The following is an 18,392-nucleotide window of genomic DNA, read 5'->3' as shown; positions in this document are numbered from 1 at the left end:
CTAATCAGTCCCTTAAAACACAGTAAAACAATGTTACCTTATTGATTATAAGAATAGTTGCTGAATTAGCACTACCTATTTGCGCAAAATTTTGCGTGCAACACTCTTATAAAATCAATTGTGGGGCTAGCTTTACGACTTCATAGCGTTGAGTTATGAAAGCAGATCTCTCAACGTCAGTGGCGAATCGGTCAAACCAAGATTTTGTGCTGCGGTGTTACCGTTCTTATCTTGGTAGCACAGATTGTGCCAAGCACGGAAAATATCCAGCATGGGCAGTAGGCCACCTGGGCGAAGCTTACGTCTTGGTTCGTTGATAAATGGACCAAACAGCAGTTGGAAACGTTGCTGATAAAATTCGGTTTTCCTAATGGATGCCTTTTGTAGCCACGCCTCAGGCTCAGTTTTGTCACCCGCAAGGTAACAAATTCCTTTGGAAGCGCTTGGTTGGTTTGCGATGGCCCAACGGTCACGCCACCATCCCATATGCACAATATCTACTTTGTCGACACTGAAGTCACGATTCCATTGGCTATCTTCTTCCACGTACATAAGGTCGATATTTTGACGCTGTATTCTTGGCAGGCAGACACTCAAGGCTGCAGAGCGAAGAACTGGATCTTGTGGCATATAGATGGAGACACGCTTTTCTTCGCCACACATATCCAACACGTGTAAGAAATGGGCATATGACGTATAAGGTGGCCGAATCAACGCTCCTTTAGACGGGTAGTTGAACACCGTTAGATTGCCCATTGGATCTTCTACATTACCGCGCGCCAAAATGGCTTGGTACTGTTGGTCAATTCGCTCACGCAAAACCGGAGAAGGAGTAGGTACAGGCATGTTCGCTTCAGAGGAGTGATCACGAGATACGAAACGAGACGGGTTTTCGTAAGGGTTATGATCAATAGAACCAGAAGGTTCTTCACCGGCGGAGTAGTTCACATGCTGACACAGAATGTATCCAGTTTCGGCCTCACCGGTGGCGATCCAAAGCACACCATTGTTGCTCTTTGGTTGAAGCGATACGTAGTGCGACGCGAGTTGGTAATCGGTAGCGTGGTTTACCCAACGAGCATCGATCATAGCCAACTTTCTGCGACAGCGGCTGGCGATATGCTCAACATGGTCGTAGAAGGTTTTTGGGTTAATCGAAAGCTTGCGGCAGATTTCACGCACGGAGTAGCTCATAAACAGCAAACCAAGTAAATTCTCTTGGAAAGCGAGTTTCTTGTTTGAGCCGGACCATTTATCGACAAAGGTTGATTGGCAATGTTTGCAGCGGTAACGCTGTCTGTCGCCACTATAACCAAAGGCATGGTAGAGGTGTTTATGGGTGTGAACAGACAAACCGAAGTTGTCGCATTCATCATTACGACAGGCAGGGAGCCCATCGCTGTGCAGGTGTCTTAAACGATGTAACTCGTTCAACACTTCCTGATTGTTAAGTAAGGGGGGGAAAGCTCCACACTCACGGCATACCATCGCTGGTCGTTTAGGGTTAGCATGCTGCAGCACATAACGCTCTGCATCACTCAGTCCAAAGTTGTCACACGCCAATGTTTTACAAAAGTTGAGTTGTAACCCTTCAGCTTCCTTTGGTAGTTTGCCGTTAGACACAATCGCCCCCTCGGGAATAATCTGGGCTGCCAGCGTAAACTGGCAGCGAAGTACTACTTATCCAAGGATTAGATGTTAATCGCAGTCTCAAGAGCCACTTTCATCATGTCGTTGAATGATTTTTGGCGCTCTTCAGAGCTTAGTTTCTCGCCACGGATGATGTGGTCAGAAACCGTTAGAATTGTTAGCGCTTTTGCACCAAGATCTGCCGCTACACCGTAGATACCCGCTGCTTCCATATCTACACCTAGGATGCCTAGTTTTTCCATCTTCTCGAAGATATCAGCTTCTGGTGTGTAGAATAGGTCTGCAGAGAAAACGTTACCTACTTTTACTGGTACTTCTTGAGCACGAGCTTGGTTTACTGCTTCTTCAAGTAGACCGAAATCAGCAATCGCTGCGAAGTCGTGGTTGTTGAAGCGGATACGGTTCACTTTAGAGTCCGTTGACGCGCCCATACCGATAACAACGTCCATTAGTTTAACGTCGTCACGAACAGCGCCACAGCTACCTACACGGATAACATTCTTTACACCGTACTCAGCGATAAGTTCGTGCACATAGATACAGCATGAAGGAATACCCATACCGTGACCCATTACTGACACTTTTTTGCCTTTGTAAGTGCCTGTGTAGCCGAACATGTTGCGAACATCACACACTTGTTTTACATCATCTAGGAATGTTTCCGCGATGTATTTTGCACGTAGCGGGTCGCCTGGCATTAGAACTGTTTCAGCGAAATCACCTGGTTGTGCGTTAATGTGAGGGGTTGCCATTGTCGTTACTCCAAAGTTTTATAGTAGATGCGATATGCAAATTACTATTTCTGTTGAATGCGTATTTATTTGTTGAGGCAATACTAGCTAGATAATGCAAGCTTCCTTGAGAAGTGTGTCACAAATTGGCTTGGTTTGATCACTAATCTTATTATTGATAACCAAATCTGTTGAAACTGGTAAGGCAATCGATTCGGGAAAACGTTTCACAACGATTCGAACTATGCTCATTAGGGTGGGTGTTTACTAAAATTGTTGTCGCGCCACGTTAGTCTAAGAAGAGTGAAGGAAAAGTAAGCAGTTGGTCATAACTGGCTGAATGAGTTGATTCTGTTGCCACAACAGAGATAACCTAGCCAGACGATAGGATGTAAGGATTAACACCATGATACGTAAGTTTCTCTCATTGATGTGCTGTTTGAGTGCGCCTGTGTTTGCTGCGACTTACGAACTTCCCGCAGAAGGAAGTAACTTGGTCGGTAGAACCCAATACCACGCGATTGAAAAGGGTGAAACGCTGGCCAATATTGCAAAACAATACGATGTGGGTTTTTTGTCTTTGATGGCGGCTAACAAAGGGGTAGACCCTTTTCTCCCTCAGGAAGATTATGTGCTCACCATCCCAACTCAGATCATACTGCCTCAAGTGCCTCGTGAAGGCATTGTGATTAATCTCGCTGAACTGCGTCTTTATTACTTTGAACCTGAAATCAACAAAGTACATGTCTTCCCAGTTGGAATTGGACGTATTGGACGCGACACGCCTGAAATGGAAACCAAGATCAGTCAAAAAAGACCAAACCCAACTTGGACTCCACCTAAATCGATTCGTAAAGAGTATTTAGACAAAGGTATTGAACTGCCAGCGGTTGTACCTGCTGGCCCTGATAATCCACTTGGAGAGTACGCTCTACGTTTGGCTTATGGTCATGGAGAGTATCTGATTCATGGCACCAACAAGGACTTTGGTATTGGCATGAGGGTGAGTGCGGGTTGTATTCGGATGAATCCGGCGGATATCGAATGGTTGTTTGCTCAGGTTACACGTGGAGAAAAGGTGACGATTATCGACGAGCCTATCAAAGTTGCACTCGAACCGGATCGCAGTGTCTTTGTTGAGGCCCATGAGCCTTTGACTCGAAGTGATGGCAGCAAGAAGAACTTAAATGTGCCTCTGGAGCTGACGTGGTGGCTGGAAGAATTTGATTTGTCGGACTCTAAGGCGAGAGCGGCGATACTGGCGCAAAATGGGGTGCCGGTTGAAGTGGTTGCCCCTAGCTTAAACTGAAGTCATTTGGGTATACAAATCGCGTTATAGCGGTAATTAAAAAAGGTCTGCTAATGCAGACCTTTTTTACATGACTGAGAATTACTTAGTGTAAGACTGAGCGATGTTGTCGATACGTTCGTTTGCACGAGCTGCTTCTTCTTGTGCCGCTGCTGCTGCGTCTTTAGCTTGCTGTGCTTCAGACGTTAGTGCCGCGTGCTCGCTCTTAAGTGCAGATACTTCTTGGCTCAGTTGGCTAACTTGATCGTTTAGATCGTTCATTTTTGCCGTTGTTTCTTCGTCCGGACCAGAAGCACAACCAGCTAGTAGAAGTACAGAAGAAGCTGCAGCTGCGATTAACATCTTGTTCATATATGAACTCCTTGCATATGAGTAAGTATCAAAAATTCGCCCTATACATTCTTTATCATATAGTGACGAAATAAATTGTAGTCACAATCTAGCCGAAGACATAGTAGGCAAAAGTCAGAAAAACCCAAGGATTTGAACAATTAGTCGATTAATTGAAGGCTGTCTCATATTTGCGATGTATAGATTTGCCAAATAATTCGGCTGTTTAATCGCACTTCGTACGTACTAGCGAGGTGAAGTTATAGCGATGATAACTAGGTGGTGTGCGCCATTCTAAACACCTGTCGAAGTTATTATGCTCTGTGAATGTATATGAATCTTAAAGAGTTTTTATCTGTTCTAAGCTAGCAGGCTGTTTCCGACCAAAGCATTACCATCAGTTGAGCTTTATTGGAAAGCATTTTGTAGTTTGTTGCGTTGGCGCTTAGCAGATTATCGACTATTTGTTTGAATAGCCCTTGAAGATAGAGGGCAGTTAATTCGTGAAAACTTTTTTAACCGGATAAATTTTATGTGATCTCTATCTATATAGATGGGTTTCACGCTATTATATCGCGTTTTTAAATTTCCCCCTTTTACTACACTGGAAGAAGCGTGTTTGTACTGGGTAGTAATCAGTAATTGGAGAGTCCTTTGCACTTTAAAGAATTAGGTTTAGACAATCGTTTATTGAAGAACCTTAACCACTATGATTTTAAACAGGCGACTGATATACAACGCCAAGCGATCCCTGTTGCGATTGCGGGCAAAGATCTATTAGCGTCGTCGAAAACTGGTTCAGGTAAAACGCTAGCATTTGTTCTTCCTATGTTGCATAAGTCTTTAAAGAACAAAGCATTCTCGGCCAAAGACCCACGTGGGCTTATTTTGGCTCCAACTCGTGAACTTGCCAAACAGGTTTACGGCGAACTGCGCACTATGCTGGGCGGTTTATCTTACGAAGCTGCACTGATTCTTGGTGGGGAGAATTTTAACGACCAAGTGAAAGCGCTGCGTCGCCACCCTAAGTTCATTGTTGCGACACCAGGGCGTTTAGCGGATCACCTAGAGCACCGATCTCTGTACTTAGAAGGATTGGAGACTCTGGTTCTCGATGAAGCTGATCGCATGCTTGATTTGGGTTTTGCTCCAGAACTTCGCCGTATCCACAATGCCGCAAAACACCGTCGCCGTCAGACTCTGATGTTTTCTGCTACGTTGGATCATGCTGAGGTGAACGATATTGCGTCGGAAATGCTTGATGCACCGAAGCGTATTTCTATTGGTGTTTCCAACCAAGAGCACAAAGATATCACTCAGAAATTTTACCTTTGTGACCACTTAGATCATAAAGAAGCCATTCTTGAGCGTGTGCTGGAAGAAGCAGAATATCGCCAGGTGATCATCTTTACTGCGACTCGTGCCGATACCGACCGCTTAACCGAAAAGCTAAACGAGAAAAAGCTTAAAGCTGTCGCATTGAGTGGCAACTTGAACCAGACTCAGCGTAACACCATCATGAGTCAGTTCGAACGAGCGGTATTCAAGATCTTGGTAACCACAGATGTTGCTTCTCGCGGTTTGGACATTGCAAATGTTACCCACGTGATCAACTTTGATATGCCTAAACATACAGAAGAGTATGTTCACCGTGTTGGCCGTACCGGCCGTGCGGGTAATAAAGGTGATGCGATCTCGTTGGTTGGCCCGAAAGATTGGGACAGCTTTAAGCGTGTTGAATCATACTTACAACAAGATCTTGAGTTCTCTGTGCTTGAGGGATTGAAAGGTAAATTTAAAGGCTTACGCCCGCCTAAGAAGGATTATCGTGGCAAAGGCCCTGTTAAGAAGAAAGCTCGTCCGCAAGCGAAGAAAACGCCTAAAAAGCCTGTTAAACGTGATAAGAGCTTCCACCAAAATGTGGCAGTGGGTGATACGGTGTTCATCCCGAAAAAGAAAGTTGCACCAAAAGTGGATGACGAATAAATAGCGTGACTGCTTATATAAAAAAACCGCCGAAAGGCGGTTTTTTTATATTCGCGGGCAATCTAGATAGTAAAGTAGCCCAATTGCTGCCTTTGCTTCTCGGCTAATACCGAAAGCTCTTGGCTTGCTGCAGCAGACTGAGTAATGCCAGTCACATTTTGGCTAACCAGCTCGTACATGTTACTTAAGTTACTGTTGATGTCTGATGTTACGCGGCTTTGCTCTTGCGATGCTTCAGCGACCTGAGTATTAATCGAAGTCAGTTGAGAGATAGTATCGTTAATCTCATTTAAAGCATCACTGACCTGAGAAGCGAGCAGCTGATTGTCTTGCAGCATGCTTAAACTTGAGCTCATGCTTTGATTAGCCTGTCCCGATTGTGCTTGCAGTCCTTCTATAATGGTTTGGATCTCTTTGGTTGAATCTTGTGTTCGGGCTGCGAGCATACGTACTTCGTCTGCCACCACTGCAAATCCGCGTCCACTTTCACCGGCTCGCGCCGCTTCAATAGCCGCGTTTAAAGCCAATAAGTTGGTTTGTTCTGAAATGCTCTCAATCACTTCAATGAACTTGCCAATTTGTTCTGACTGATCTTGCAGTGAATTGACCACTTCCGCCGCCTCACTTAACTGATCGGCCATTTTACTGTTCGCTTGGTTGTTTTGCTCAAACATCTTTAAGCTGTTACGTGCCAATTCGTGAGCTTGATGGGAGGCGGTATCTGCCAGCCTTGCATTATCAGTCACATTATTTGCAGCGGCTTCTAATTGATTCACAGCAGAAGCAACTTGCTCGACTTCGTGTTTCTCTTGGTCAGAGTTCGCGCTTGATTGAGTCATAACGGCGGCTAACTCGGTTGAGGCAGAAGCTACATCAACGCTAATACGAACCAATGCATCGACGGTAGAATGGAGCTGTTTCACTGTCCGGTTCACATCACGAGATAGCGCAGTAACTTCATTGTTACCTTGCTCTTCCACTTTCACTAATAGGTTGCCATTGGCGACTTCCTGCATGGCGGACTGAAGCTGTTTGATTGGTTTGACGATGACACCAGACAGCAACCAGCCAATGATGGCTGATGCGAGTAACACGATGATGAGTCCTAGAACGCCATTAGTCAGTTCGCTGCTGTGTTTGGTCCCATTTTCTTCCACTTCCGTTAATGCAAGAGTATTGAGCTTTTTAGACAGCGCAGTAATAGCTTGGACCATCTGTCTGCCCGCATCTCGGTATTTGTCTGCAGCGCGCTGGTATTGCGCTTCAAACTGACTGTTGTTGCCACTGCCTGAATGCTTGGTGTTCAGTAGAGGTATCATGACAGAAATGGAGTAGTCAACGTAGTGTTTCATCGCTGAACGCATATTGCTGACTTCTGTTTGTAAACCTTCAACTTGGTTTAGGGAGTCGAGCAGTCGCATATTGTCCTGTAGCTTTTGATTCAAAACGCTGGGCAGTACTTTTACTTCATCTTCTTTAAACAAGCTGTAGATAGCACTAATGCGCATTCCGTACATATTGTCGATCATGTTAGTGAGTTCGTCTTTGTGGACGATGAGCTTTTCTGTCGACGTTGAAACTTGTTGAAAAGCGTTTTTGAGGTTAGTGGTGCTGTAAGTAATTCCAACAATGAGTATTAGCATAGTCACGACGACGGGTACTAATACTTGAAAACGAATCGACAAACGATTCAATGATTGACGCATGGTGTGTCCTCTCCTAGGCAAAAATGGGATTGCTCATAATAATTATTATTATCAATGTGACGGGTGATTTTAGGGGAGGATGTAAATAATTCAATCACGTATTGTTCTAAGAAATTCGCTTTTGCGATCCGCTTATATGCAACAAAAAATCCTTTTTATTCATGTGGTTAAGGCTTTCCTAGTTATGATGACAGTAGAAGTCTAAGTATTTGCGCAGTGGCAGTATCAGTGGAAATGGTGGTTTCTAGGTGAGAGTGATTAGTTAATAAGCAATTACGTAATGTGTCATACAGGCTTCAATTAACTGAAACACAACTGTCATATTCACATCCTAAAGTGAGCACCGTTCAAGTGAAACACAACGGCAATAAAGCCACTAAAGGAAATTGTGATGAAAAAGACAGTAATCGGTGCAATCGCACTTCTAGGCGCAATGGCAGTGACTTCTGTTTCTGCTAAAGAAACTATCTCTGCAGTGGGCTCTAGCAGCGTTACTCCACTGATGGAAGTTTTCTCTGAAACATACATGAAGTCAAACTCAAACGTATTCATTGAGGTTCAAGGCCCAGGTTCTTCTGCTGGCGTAAAAGCAGCGAAAAACGGCAGTGCAGACCTTGGTATGTCTTCACGTAACCTAAAAGATTCTGAAAAAGAGCCAGCTCTTAAAGAGTTAACCGTTGCTCTAGACGGTATCGCAGTAGTTGTTAACCCTAAGAACGGTCTTGACCAACTGACTGCAGAGCAAGTAACAGCAATCTACAAAGGCGAGATCACTAACTGGAAAGAAGTTGGTGGTGCAGACAAGCCTATCGTAGCTATCACTCGTGACACGGCTTCTGGTACTCGTGGCGCTTTCGAAGACATCATGAAGCTTAAGAAGAAAGTATCTGGTATGAAAGTATCAGCGATTTCTCAACGCGCTCAAGTTGCTAACGGTAACGGTGCTCTGAAAACAATGGTTGCTTCAAACCCATACGCAATTGGCTACATCTCACTAGGTACTGTTGACTCTTCAGTTAACGCACTAGCTATCGACGGCACTGAAGCTTCTGTAGACAACGTGAAAAACGGTTCTTACAAAGTAGCTCGTCCTTTCCTTGTTCTTTACAAAGAGGGCCAACCATCTGCTGAAGCTCAGAAGTTCCTAGATTGGATGGTTTCTGACGAAGCTCAAGGTCTTGTAGACAACAAAGGCTACATCTCAGTTAACTAATCTCAGTTAACACATTAAATTCCAAGTTTGCTCAGCCCACCATTTTAGGGCTGAGCGTTTTCAATCCAATTCGATGCTGCTGTGCGGCTCGAACTGTGAGATTTTCAAATGACCATCGCAAATAGTGAAAAGCTTATGAATACTGAAGCGACTCAATTGAATAAGTCAGGTCTACGCACCAAGAAGCGTGTAGATTGGAAAGAGCGTATCTTCCATGGCCTATTTTTAACCAGTGCCGTTATCGGTATTGTCTCTTTAGCAGTAATTGCTTACTTCATTGTTAAAGAAAGTATTCCAGCATTCCGAGAAGCCGGAGTGTCTGGAATTGTATTAGGCCAGGATTGGCTACCACCTGCGCTGTACGGCGTTGCAACCATGATTGTTGCGTCTGTGGTATCGACTCTAGGTGCTGTGATTGTAGGTGTTCCAATCGGCGTGCTTACAGCCATCTACATTGCGGAAATTGCACCAAAGCGTATCGCTGACATCATCCGCCCAGCAGTTGAGCTGCTTGCAGGTATCCCTTCGGTTGTGTACGGATTCTTTGGATTGGTGATTATCGTTCCACTGATTCAAAACGTATTCAACGTGCCAGCGGGTAACACTATCCTCGCCGGTATTATCGTTTTGGGTGTGATGATTCTTCCAACGGTAATTACCGTCTCTGAAACATCGATTCGTGCTGTACCAAGAACGTACAAAGAAGGTTCATTAGCACTAGGTGCTTCGAAAATTTTCACCATATTCAAGCTTCTTGTCCCTGCTGCTCGCAGCGGAATCATGACCGGCGTTATCCTTGGTATCGGTCGTGCATTAGGCGAAACAATGGCGATCATTATGGTAATGGGTAATGCGCCAGCGATGCCTGAAGGCATCTTAGATTCAGCTCGTACACTAACGGCGAACATTGCAATTGAAATGTCTTACGCGAGCGGTGTTCACGCGAATGCACTGTACGCTACGGGTGTGGTTCTGTTGGTGTTCATCATGTCGCTTAATGCGGTACTTCTATACCTAAACCGTGAGAAAGCGAGGTAATCATCATGTCACAAGTGAACAATATTTCTCAGGCTCCTCGCATGGACAAAGAAAAGCTGAAAAAAGCGCGTCAAACCAAAGACAATATTCTTAATGGCTTTGTATGGGCGGCGGCTGCAATGACGGTTGGTTTCCTATTCTGGATCATTTGGTACATCTTATCGAATGGACTACAGCATGTAGATTGGAACTTCATTACTGATAACTACACGCGTACCGGTGAAGAGCATGGTATCTTCCCTATGATTGTGTCTACGGTATACATGGTGGTAGCTTCGATTGCTGTTGCTGCGCCGCTCGGTATCATGACGGCAATCTACCTAACTGAATACGCTAAAGTGGGCAGTCGATTGGTTAAGGTTATTCGCTTCTGTACGGAATCGTTAGCGGGTATTCCATCGATTATCTTCGGTCTGTTTGGTATGACATTCTTCGTGGCGATTCTTGGTCTTGGCTTCTCGATTCTATCGGGTGCACTGACACTAAGTATCCTTATCCTGCCAGTGATTATCCGTACTACGGAAGAAGCGCTAATGGCAGTGCCACAAACATACCGCGAGGGTTCTTACGGCCTTGGCGCTTCGAAAATTTACACCATCTGGCGTTTGATTCTACCGAGTGCGATGCCAGGTATCTTAACTTCGGTCATTCTGAGTATTGGTCGTGTAATTGGTGAGTCTGCCCCTGTATTCCTGACAGCAGGTATGGTGGCACGTATTCCAGACTCTTTACTAGATTCTGGTCGTACGCTAACGGTTCACCTATACAAGCTGACTACCGAGCTATTCACTATTGAAGAGTGGAACCAAGCGTACGGTACAGCAACAGTACTTATCGTGGTCGTACTGCTTATCAACACAGTGACGAAATTAATTGCACGACGTTTCAACACAGCGACTTACTAAACCTTTCGAAGGTAAACGCTGAGCATTCAATATTGAAACCGACAGAATTGACGAATTAAGAGAAGACGAAAATGAACAAATTTAACATTGAAAACCTAGACCTGTTTTACGGCGAAAACCAAGCATTAAAATCGATCAACCTTCCAGTGCCAGAGCGTCAAGTGACTGCTCTAATCGGCCCTTCTGGCTGTGGTAAATCGACCCTATTGCGCTGTTTGAATCGAATGAATGACTTGATTGAAGGGGTGAAGATCACTGGCCGCCTAGAGATGGACGGTGATGACATCTATGGCAATATCGACGTCGCAGACCTTCGTATTAAAGTCGGAATGGTTTTCCAAAAGCCAAACCCATTCCCAATGAGCATTTACGAGAACGTGGCTTACGGCTTACGTGCACAAGGCATCAAAGACAAAAAACACATCGATGAAGTGGTTGAACGTTCTTTGCGCGGCGCGGCCTTATGGGATGAGGTAAAAGATCGTTTGAAGTCGCATGCGTTTGGTTTATCTGGTGGTCAGCAGCAGCGTTTGTGTATTGCACGCACAATTGCGATGGAACCCGATGTCATCTTAATGGATGAACCTACATCGGCGCTCGATCCAATTGCGACTCACAAAATTGAAGAGTTGATGGAAGAGTTGAAGAAGAACTACACCATCGTAATCGTGACGCACTCAATGCAGCAAGCTCGCCGTATCTCAGACCGCACTGCATTCTTCTTGATGGGTGAGTTGGTAGAACACAACGATACCCAAGTCATTTTCAGCCAGCCGCAAGATGACCGTACTCGTGGTTATGTGAATGGCGACTTTGGTTAATTAGCTTTAGGCTCAGAATTCATCTGGCACTCAGAATTATAACTATAAGCGATGGTAACTTTGCCCCTCACTAAGAGGGGCTTTTTTATAAGTGTTGATTTTTATTGGGTCGGTAAGCGAGTAGCGACTCTAAAACTCTGGGTCAGCTTGGAAAGTCATGCGCTCTTTGGTATACGGATGATCCAATACTAAAGACTCAGCATGTAGGTGTAGTCGCTGAGATTTTTTACCGTAGAGGGCATCGCCCACAATAGGCATGCCAAGGCCTAGGTGATGGGCGCAGTGCATTCTTAGCTGATGGGTTCGGCCTGTTTTGGGGTGCAAGTAGAGTTTAGTTTTACCATCGTACTGGTCGATCACCTGCCAAGTGGTTTCTGCATGTTTGCCATGCTCAAAACAGACTAATTGTCTTGGGCGATCATACAAATCCCCTCGCAAAGGCAACTCAACTTTGCCTTCATTTTGGCTGAGTTCACCTTCGATTAAGGCGACATATCGTTTTTCGACACTTCGGGTGATGAATTGTTTTTGTAGGCTTTTATTTGCTCGCTTGGTCAACGCAAACACCAGTAAACCAGAAGTCGCCATATCCAATCGATGAATAACATATGGGCCTTCCACATCAGGGAAAAGCGCTTGTACTCGGGTATAGGCAGAGTCCTTAATATGCTTACCTGGTACGGACAAAAATCCGGCTGGCTTATTGACGATCACCATTGCTTCATCTTGATAGAGAATATCCAACTCTTTGCCTTCGGCTGGGTTATCGAGCAATGGGTTATCGTCGACTTTTAACCCCTCTAGCATATGGCTCAAAATTGGATGGCATTTGCTTTGGCATGAAGGGTAGTAATGCTTATGTTGGCGAATCTCCGATTTTGGCGATATTCCCCACCAAAACTCTGCCATGGCAATTGGCAGGTAGCCGTGTAAGAAAGCGAAATGCAGTAACTTAGGCGCAGCACACTCCCCGGAACCTGCTGGTGGTATTGGGTTATCGGTTGCTTCGAAAATGTCGATGAGGCTTTTTTCTACCCCGTTCCCGTTGAGAAAACGATATTGTTCAAACAGTTTGTGCTGTAGAGCATTCGAAAGTTCTTTACGTTTTTCTTTGAGTGCTTCTAGCTGATTGGTGATTTTCTCGAGCTCAGCTTTGGTTTGTGTTAAGCGTTGCTCCCACTCTAACTTTAAGTACTTAAGTTGGTTTTTTTCCGCGACACTTTGCCTACCTAAGTCGTCTACAAGGTTTTGCAATGCTTCAGCCGTTAAGGTGTGTTGCGCTTCTTTTCGTTGCTGCTTACGCTGTGCTCGGCTATCAATCATAGACAAACGCAATGCTTCAATGGCTTGTTCGGCCTGTTCAGTTTCGGTTTTAACTCGCGCTTCTAATTGAGCAAGTTCAGGTAACGCAGAGAGGTTGCTAACCTCGGTATTGATGTCGGTGATTTCTTGTAGCTCGGCTTTAAAAAAGCTATCACTAGATAACATGTCAAATACCGGTGGAACAAAGCCGGGAAGGTGGTTTTGATCGGCAATTTTGCCGGAAAAAGCTGAAAGAAAGCCAAGTTCACCTGCAGCGTTTTTCACCAACAAAACACCAAACATTTTGCCAGTCGCATCGTGGCTGTTTTTTTCCAACCCAAAGTCATGATTCCACTTTTGCTGAGTGCTTAAGTGACGCTGTAGTTGCTCACTAGCAAGCTCGCATAAAGGGTGCGGCTGATAATAGAAAGGAAAAGTAAAACGCTCGGGCAATGAGTATTGCGAAATATCGGCGTCGAAACGAGTAAACAGCGAGGTGGGGTTTTGCATGGCGCGGTATCAGTAGTCACGGTGTAAGGTCGGAATTGTACCCGATTACACCGCGAATACTAGCGCACATACTGGCTCTGTAAGCTGACGTACCAGTGATGTATGGTGCCATCATCTTTTTCTACCCAAAGATCATTGTGATAAGAGTAGATACGTCCGCTACTGGTGATGGAGAGTTTGTTGTCGCCAAACTCAATGACACGCACAAAAGGATCCGTGGTGACTAAAAACGGTTCTAGGTCCTCGACCTTGTCATCCGAGCCTGCCAAAAAATAGTGATACTGAGTATCAGCTTCAGGATCTGTAGAAACAGTTCGATAGCCAATCACAGAGAAAGGTTCGCCTACACTTTTGTCCAATACTTGCTGTGCAAGTGTCACTTTTGCTGGCATGAACAACCAAACCGAGAAAAGGGCAGTTAGAGCAAGTAAAGAGTAAAAGCTAATTTTAAGTAATTTCATACGTATCCCGAACGTTCATTTCGGGTGGATAGTATCACTACTATACGGCGATTAAATTGATCTATAAAAAATTTACTTCGTGATTCTTAAGAGGGTTCGGGCAGATTTGCGTTACTACGCGGACTAACTGCAAAAAATAAATCACTCAGCAACAATTAATTATTTTTTCTTTCAATACTTTAACTCGACAATTATAGTTAAACTCATAAGTGATTTTGTTCAAGCTCAATTTTGAGCTCTTGGCGTGAATTATCAGACATGTTGGACCATAGTGCTAGTGTGGCCTTATTTGGTAGTGGGTAGAGGTGGTTACATTGATACTCTTGTCAGGAATATTGCTGTAACTGGGGCTCGCGCTGCGAGGAGTGTTAGTGTGAAAAATACGATTGATTTAAACTTATATCGATTCTTGGATTTACTCTATGAGCAGAAATCGCAAGCTAAAGTCTGCCATACGCTAGGGATTAGCCGAGCGACGTTTAACCGTCACTTGGCAGATTGCCGTGAATTGTTCGCGAATGAACTGTTTCTGGCGACCAAAGGGATTTATCAACCGACATTGTTTACAACTCAATTGATCGCCATTGTGAAAGAGCCCCTCGAACAGTTAGAACAGGCGCAGCAGATTTCTCAATCTTTTGAGGGTGACAACGCCAATATTGACTACATATTCCATGTGGCTAACCCGCTTAGTTCATTGTTAACCGTTCCTCTGGTTCAAGGCTTAACGTCAGAGAATGTTCAGCCGAATATCTCTATTGTGGATTGGTCATTGGAGGGGGTTGAGTTTCCCCGATCTGGCAGTTTAGCGGTTGGGATTTCTGGGTACCCAAATGAACTCAACGAGCGAGTTGTTGAACGCAAACTAGGTTCGCTTCAGATGTACGTCTATCTCTCTGAGGAGGTGGCAGAAGCGCACTTTGAGAGTGTAAGTCTAGAAGACTTAGAGCGTTTTGATATGGTGCGCGTATCCATGGGATCCTTGGATGACAGTGCATATTATGAGCGACTTCGCCGTCGAATCGGTTTAGAACTGAAGCAAAAGTTAACCGTTGCGTCAGTACATTCTGCACTTGATTGTGTAAGGGAGAATCAATACGCGTTTGTATGTCCCCACATCGCAGAATCTTCTATTCCTAAAGGCGTGGTCAAAAAGCCAATTACGTTGGGTAAGGAACCGATGCAGTATGAAATTGGTATTCAATTCCATCGCGCCTGCTATCAGCACCCGGTAATAAATAAAATTGAAAACATCATCACTCAAAGGTTGCGTGAAATCGCAGAGAAGTAGCGGCCTCATCGGAAGCCGCTGATTCCAATTAGAAGTTCACACTTGCTGTCACTCGTACAACGTCTTCTTCGATGTCTTGGTCGTTGTACGTCTCGGACAGCTTGCCGTAGTCAACGGTTAATCCAATCATACGCCAATTGACCGTACCGCCGACCGACGGGTAAACGTTATCAAGATTAAAGTCAGCCATGCTTGAATCTTCAAACTCAACATCCGCATTCAGATAATTAATGCCTACTTTCGGAATGATATCGAACTCAGCGATCTGAAATTTGTAGCCGATGTTGGCATACAGCCCCCAAGCATCTTGGTCGTTAGGTTCTTCAAACTCAACCGCTTCTGTACCGAATGAAAAACCGCCGCCAGCCACTATGTTGTTACCAATTTCATGACTGTAGCCTAAAGTCGCGAGTGTTTGATCTCCGACTAGCGTAGCGCCTGCTTCAAAGGAGCGGTTACGCTCAGCTGAAAAAGCAGAGCCAGAGGCACATGCAGTCACTAGCGCGAGTGTAAGAGGTACGATGCGAAATGATTTTTTTCATTGGTTTATCACTGTTTGGGTTGAAAACAAACTGATACTAAAGTGTTTCCAGTTTGCTTTTTGCGCACGCTTGGTCTCAAAAATGAGCCTGAGCGCTGCAAACTCATGTTGGGCTGCTATATTGAAAAGGTGGCGTATCTTCAATGACTTAAGTGAGGGGTTATGCGTAGGTGGATGCTGTTGGTCATCAGTCTGTTTGTGGCTGGGTGTGGTACTAAGTTTGTGTATAGCAACTTGGATTGGTTCATTGTTGACTACGTTGAAGACTATATCGATTTGGAGTCGGAACAAAAGGAAGTGCTGACCGAGCGCTTGGAGTTGCTAATGCAATGGCATCAAAGCAACGAGCTACCTCTATATACGCAACATTTAAATGAGCTCATCGCGATGGATCCTAAGCAGGTCACGCAGCAAACCTTACTCCAGCAAGAAGCTAAGTTTCGCGCTCATACCGACAGGTTAGTCAGACGTGTCGCACCGGACATTTATGCCTTATCGCAACAACTTACCGACCAGCAAGTAGAAGACTTTATTGATAGCCTAGAGGAGCGGCATAAAAAGTTTCGAGACAAATATCAGGGACTCGATGATTCAGAGATTCGTCAGCGCTACCAAGAGAGGATCACCGAAAGTTTGGATAAGTGGGTAGGAAAGCTTACAGAGCAGCAGCAAGAGTATGTTTCTCTGTGGGTAGAAGAGGTTCAGATAACCACATTTGATTGGATGGATCAGCAAACTCGAATTCGCCAACAGGTTCAGGCCCTGTTAGTTCAACGTGATAACCTTGCTTACTTTCAGCCACAGTTTCATCAGTTGCTATTCGATCCAGAAGGCACCTATTCAGAAACTTTGCGTACCAAACGAGATTTCAATAAGCTCGTGGCCGATAAGTACTTAGTTGCCATTATTAATCATATGACTGAAAAGCAAACTCGTCACTTTAGGGAGGAGTTAGAAGATTGGCGAGATATCACTCTTAAGCTGGCGAACAACTAAGCCCAAGAGCGATACCTTGAGTGGTTGCTAATAACTACTTAGTCGCAAGCCCCTTGTCGTTCAAATAACCCAACATGTGGGGGCGAGATTCTCCCGATAACTTAGTGGTGATTTGCTCTGACCAAGTAGACTGTTTTTGGTTTGATGAACGAGAAGCGTAGTAGTCCATCATGGTTTGGTCGTATTCCTCCACCTTGTTGATATCCAGCGGTTGGTAGCTGTTTTCGTGCATGATTACCTGAGGAGACAAACGTGGTTTACGTTGAGGATCTTGCGCTGGGTGACCAAGACACATACCAAACAGTACCGCTGTGTATTTTGGTAACTCTAACAGTTCATCAACTTGCTGTGCACTATTCCTTAGCCCGCCGATATAGACGCCACCTAGCCCCATTGACTCCGCTGCGAGCAAGCAGTTCTGAGCCATGATTCCTGCATCGACAGCGCCAATGAGGGTGAGCTCAGTGAATTCAGGTTTCACTTTGTCATTCATCTGTATGTGGCGTTGGAAATCGATACAGAAAACTAAAAATTCGGCAGCGCTTTCTACATAAGGCTGATTGCCCGCTAATGTTGCTAGTGCTTTGCGTTTATTTGGGTCGGTGATGCGTATAACGGAGTTAACTTGTAATAGGCTCGACGAAGAAGCAGCGATACCGGCGGCGATAATGGTATCCAGTTGCTCGCCATTGATAGGTTGTTCGGTGAACTTACGAATCGAGTGATGTTCAAAGATGGTATCTAATACAGCATTCATTCTTGGCTCTCCTGTAATGGGATGGCATCGATGGAATAAACAACCTTACCTCTTGAGGTATGCGTTTTCGTGACACGTACACCGTTGAGTTCCATTTCGTATGGTTGTCTCTTTTTGAGGGTTTCTGAGCTTTCTACCACTAGCTGACGAATGTCATCGAAGTTACTGTCTGGTGACAGCGCATTAAGCCATAGGCACTCGGTGTAGTAGAGGCTTTCTATAATGTCTGACTCTTGTTGATAGTGCTCGAGGTATTGCTGTGGGTCTATTTCCAATACCATCCGAAATACTTCTTCTTGCGCTTTAGGGTTTTCAATAGCAACAATCATCAGGTTCATAAAGTGATCTGGGTAGTCATACAGATAGACATTGAATCTGGCGCCTATTTGATCATAGGCGTAGGCATAATCCGAAGGCGTATGGATATCCATAATGGCCTCTAGGCTACCCGGTCGAGGAGGCGCACTGGCTAACCACCGCTGCAAGTCGTCTGCTTGCTCGGCTGACAGCTGAGAGTGGTACTCTTGTACCGATTTTTCTATGACCTGTTGGCGATCGACTTTAATTCGTGGCGCGAGCAGTTCGGCGTTGGTGTTATAAGTGGTAAAAACGTCTTGTGCTGATAGCCCTGTTGTCGCCACTTGCCAATCGAATGCTTCATTTTCAATGACCACGACGTTGGCAGCAACGGGCTCAGAAATTGTCTCGTCCGAAGTCGGAGTGGGTGTCGTACACCCGACCACGAGCGATAGAGCACCGCCAGCAAAGAGTAAACGCCTGAGCAAAATTGTTGAGGGAAACTTCATGTATCTTCCTGATATTGGCGAATCTCTATCCATTTGATT

General features: G+C 44.9%; 17 protein-coding genes. 8 read left to right on the top strand and 9 right to left on the bottom strand.

The genetic code is table 11. The features are described 5' to 3' along the window. Positions 1 to 153: 153 nt before the first annotated feature. Positions 154 to 1,623 (bottom strand): lactate dehydrogenase, encoded by a 1,470-nt coding sequence (locus ACXABW_RS20285; RefSeq protein WP_252032203.1) that lies wholly within the window; start codon positions 1,621 to 1,623, stop codon positions 154 to 156. A gap of 68 nt (positions 1,624 to 1,691) precedes the next feature. Further along, positions 1,692 to 2,402, bottom strand: coding sequence for a purine-nucleoside phosphorylase (gene deoD, locus ACXABW_RS20280; protein ID WP_171758000.1), 711 nt, complete (start codon positions 2,400 to 2,402; stop codon positions 1,692 to 1,694). 385 nt (positions 2,403 to 2,787) lie between these two features. Here deoD and ACXABW_RS20275 point away from each other — a divergent pair, with 385 nt between their 5' ends. Then, positions 2,788 to 3,690: a L,D-transpeptidase family protein gene (locus tag ACXABW_RS20275; RefSeq protein WP_252032200.1), complete on the top strand. Its 903-nt coding sequence runs from the start codon at positions 2,788 to 2,790 to the stop codon at positions 3,688 to 3,690. Positions 3,691 to 3,771: 81 nt separating this feature from the next. Here ACXABW_RS20275 and ACXABW_RS20270 read toward each other — a convergent pair whose 3' ends face one another. Continuing rightward, positions 3,772 to 4,041, bottom strand: a complete 270-nt coding sequence (locus ACXABW_RS20270; RefSeq protein ID WP_252032198.1) for an Lpp/OprI family alanine-zipper lipoprotein — start codon at positions 4,039 to 4,041, stop codon at positions 3,772 to 3,774. A 633-nt stretch (positions 4,042 to 4,674) separates the two neighbouring features. Here ACXABW_RS20270 and ACXABW_RS20265 point away from each other — a divergent pair. Further along, positions 4,675 to 6,006 carry a DEAD/DEAH box helicase gene (locus ACXABW_RS20265; RefSeq protein ID WP_252032195.1) on the top strand — a complete coding sequence of 444 codons (1,332 nt, stop codon included), beginning with the start codon at positions 4,675 to 4,677 and terminating at the stop codon, positions 6,004 to 6,006. A 62-nt stretch (positions 6,007 to 6,068) separates the two neighbouring features. Here ACXABW_RS20265 and ACXABW_RS20260 read toward each other — a convergent pair whose 3' ends face one another. Then, positions 6,069 to 7,712, bottom strand: a complete 1,644-nt coding sequence (locus ACXABW_RS20260) for a methyl-accepting chemotaxis protein (RefSeq protein WP_457525265.1) — start codon at positions 7,710 to 7,712, stop codon at positions 6,069 to 6,071. Between the two features lie 391 nt (positions 7,713 to 8,103). Between ACXABW_RS20260 and ACXABW_RS20255 the strand changes: the two genes are divergently transcribed. The 4 genes from ACXABW_RS20255 to pstB all read left to right on the top strand — a co-directional run bounded on the left by ACXABW_RS20255 (position 8,104) and on the right by pstB (position 11,689). Further along, positions 8,104 to 8,925 carry a phosphate ABC transporter substrate-binding protein gene (locus ACXABW_RS20255; protein ID WP_457525263.1) on the top strand — a complete coding sequence of 274 codons (822 nt, stop codon included), beginning with the start codon at positions 8,104 to 8,106 and terminating at the stop codon, positions 8,923 to 8,925. Between the two features lie 108 nt (positions 8,926 to 9,033). After that, complete coding sequence (pstC, locus tag ACXABW_RS20250; protein ID WP_265688791.1) at positions 9,034 to 9,963, top strand: phosphate ABC transporter permease subunit PstC; 930 nt, start codon at positions 9,034 to 9,036, stop codon at positions 9,961 to 9,963. A 41-nt stretch (positions 9,964 to 10,004) separates the two neighbouring features. After that, entirely contained in the window at positions 10,005 to 10,868 is an 864-nt protein-coding gene (gene pstA, locus ACXABW_RS20245; RefSeq protein WP_252034128.1) for a phosphate ABC transporter permease PstA, read from the top strand. A 71-nt stretch (positions 10,869 to 10,939) separates the two neighbouring features. After that, entirely contained in the window at positions 10,940 to 11,689 is a 750-nt protein-coding gene (gene pstB, locus ACXABW_RS20240; protein ID WP_252032183.1) for a phosphate ABC transporter ATP-binding protein PstB, read from the top strand. Between the two features lie 129 nt (positions 11,690 to 11,818). Here pstB and ACXABW_RS20235 read toward each other — a convergent pair whose 3' ends face one another. Beyond that, entirely contained in the window at positions 11,819 to 13,501 is a 1,683-nt protein-coding gene (locus ACXABW_RS20235; protein ID WP_457525261.1) for a pseudouridine synthase, read from the bottom strand. Positions 13,502 to 13,560: 59 nt separating this feature from the next. Beyond that, entirely contained in the window at positions 13,561 to 13,962 is a 402-nt protein-coding gene (locus ACXABW_RS20230) for a hypothetical protein (protein WP_252032178.1), read from the bottom strand. 373 nt (positions 13,963 to 14,335) lie between these two features. On the opposite strand from ACXABW_RS20230, the gene ACXABW_RS20225 reads away from it, so the two are divergent. Further along, entirely contained in the window at positions 14,336 to 15,253 is a 918-nt protein-coding gene (locus ACXABW_RS20225) for a LysR substrate-binding domain-containing protein (protein WP_252032175.1), read from the top strand. A gap of 28 nt (positions 15,254 to 15,281) precedes the next feature. On the opposite strand, the gene ACXABW_RS20220 is transcribed toward ACXABW_RS20225, so the two are convergent. Next, positions 15,282 to 15,752 carry a hypothetical protein gene (locus ACXABW_RS20220; RefSeq protein ID WP_457525259.1) on the bottom strand — a complete coding sequence of 157 codons (471 nt, stop codon included), beginning with the start codon at positions 15,750 to 15,752 and terminating at the stop codon, positions 15,282 to 15,284. A gap of 204 nt (positions 15,753 to 15,956) precedes the next feature. Here ACXABW_RS20220 and ACXABW_RS20215 point away from each other — a divergent pair, with 204 nt between their 5' ends. Continuing rightward, on the top strand, positions 15,957 to 16,790 hold the full coding sequence (locus tag ACXABW_RS20215) for a DUF6279 family lipoprotein (protein WP_457525257.1): 834 nt from the start codon (positions 15,957 to 15,959) through the stop codon (positions 16,788 to 16,790). Positions 16,791 to 16,824: 34 nt separating this feature from the next. Here ACXABW_RS20215 and nfsA read toward each other — a convergent pair whose 3' ends face one another. Beyond that, on the bottom strand, positions 16,825 to 17,547 hold the full coding sequence (nfsA, locus tag ACXABW_RS20210; RefSeq protein WP_457525255.1) for an oxygen-insensitive NADPH nitroreductase: 723 nt from the start codon (positions 17,545 to 17,547) through the stop codon (positions 16,825 to 16,827). Next, the gene (locus ACXABW_RS20205; RefSeq protein WP_457525254.1) at positions 17,544 to 18,353 is read right to left on the bottom strand and encodes a hypothetical protein; all 810 of its coding nucleotides are present in this window, start codon (positions 18,351 to 18,353) and stop codon (positions 17,544 to 17,546) included. Before ACXABW_RS20205 ends, nfsA begins: the two co-directional genes overlap by 4 nt. Positions 18,354 to 18,392: the final 39 nt, after the last annotated feature.

The organism is Vibrio paucivorans (assembly GCF_054053395.1).
The sequence above is the reverse complement of the archived record's forward strand: the minus strand, read 5'-3'. Positions and strand labels throughout refer to the sequence as shown.

Bases quoted from the DNA above. Each gene is read 5' to 3' on its own strand.
- deoD (WP_171758000.1), bottom strand. From the start codon at position 2,402: ATGGCAACCCCTCACATTAACGCACAACCAGGTGATTTCGCTGAAACA.
- ACXABW_RS20275 (WP_252032200.1), top strand. From the start codon at position 2,788: ATGATACGTAAGTTTCTCTCATTGATGTGCTGTTTGAGTGCGCCTGTG.
- ACXABW_RS20270 (WP_252032198.1), bottom strand. From the start codon at position 4,041: ATGAACAAGATGTTAATCGCAGCTGCAGCTTCTTCTGTACTTCTACTA.
- ACXABW_RS20260 (WP_457525265.1), bottom strand. From the start codon at position 7,712: ATGCGTCAATCATTGAATCGTTTGTCGATTCGTTTTCAAGTATTAGTA.
- ACXABW_RS20255 (WP_457525263.1), top strand. From the start codon at position 8,104: ATGAAAAAGACAGTAATCGGTGCAATCGCACTTCTAGGCGCAATGGCA.
- pstC (WP_265688791.1), top strand. From the start codon at position 9,034: ATGACCATCGCAAATAGTGAAAAGCTTATGAATACTGAAGCGACTCAA.
- pstA (WP_252034128.1), top strand. From the start codon at position 10,005: ATGGACAAAGAAAAGCTGAAAAAAGCGCGTCAAACCAAAGACAATATT.
- pstB (WP_252032183.1), top strand. From the start codon at position 10,940: ATGAACAAATTTAACATTGAAAACCTAGACCTGTTTTACGGCGAAAAC.
- ACXABW_RS20235 (WP_457525261.1), bottom strand. From the start codon at position 13,501: ATGCAAAACCCCACCTCGCTGTTTACTCGTTTCGACGCCGATATTTCG.
- ACXABW_RS20230 (WP_252032178.1), bottom strand. From the start codon at position 13,962: ATGAAATTACTTAAAATTAGCTTTTACTCTTTACTTGCTCTAACTGCC.
- ACXABW_RS20215 (WP_457525257.1), top strand. From the start codon at position 15,957: ATGCGTAGGTGGATGCTGTTGGTCATCAGTCTGTTTGTGGCTGGGTGT.
- nfsA (WP_457525255.1), bottom strand. From the start codon at position 17,547: ATGAATGCTGTATTAGATACCATCTTTGAACATCACTCGATTCGTAAG.
- ACXABW_RS20205 (WP_457525254.1), bottom strand. From the start codon at position 18,353: ATGAAGTTTCCCTCAACAATTTTGCTCAGGCGTTTACTCTTTGCTGGC.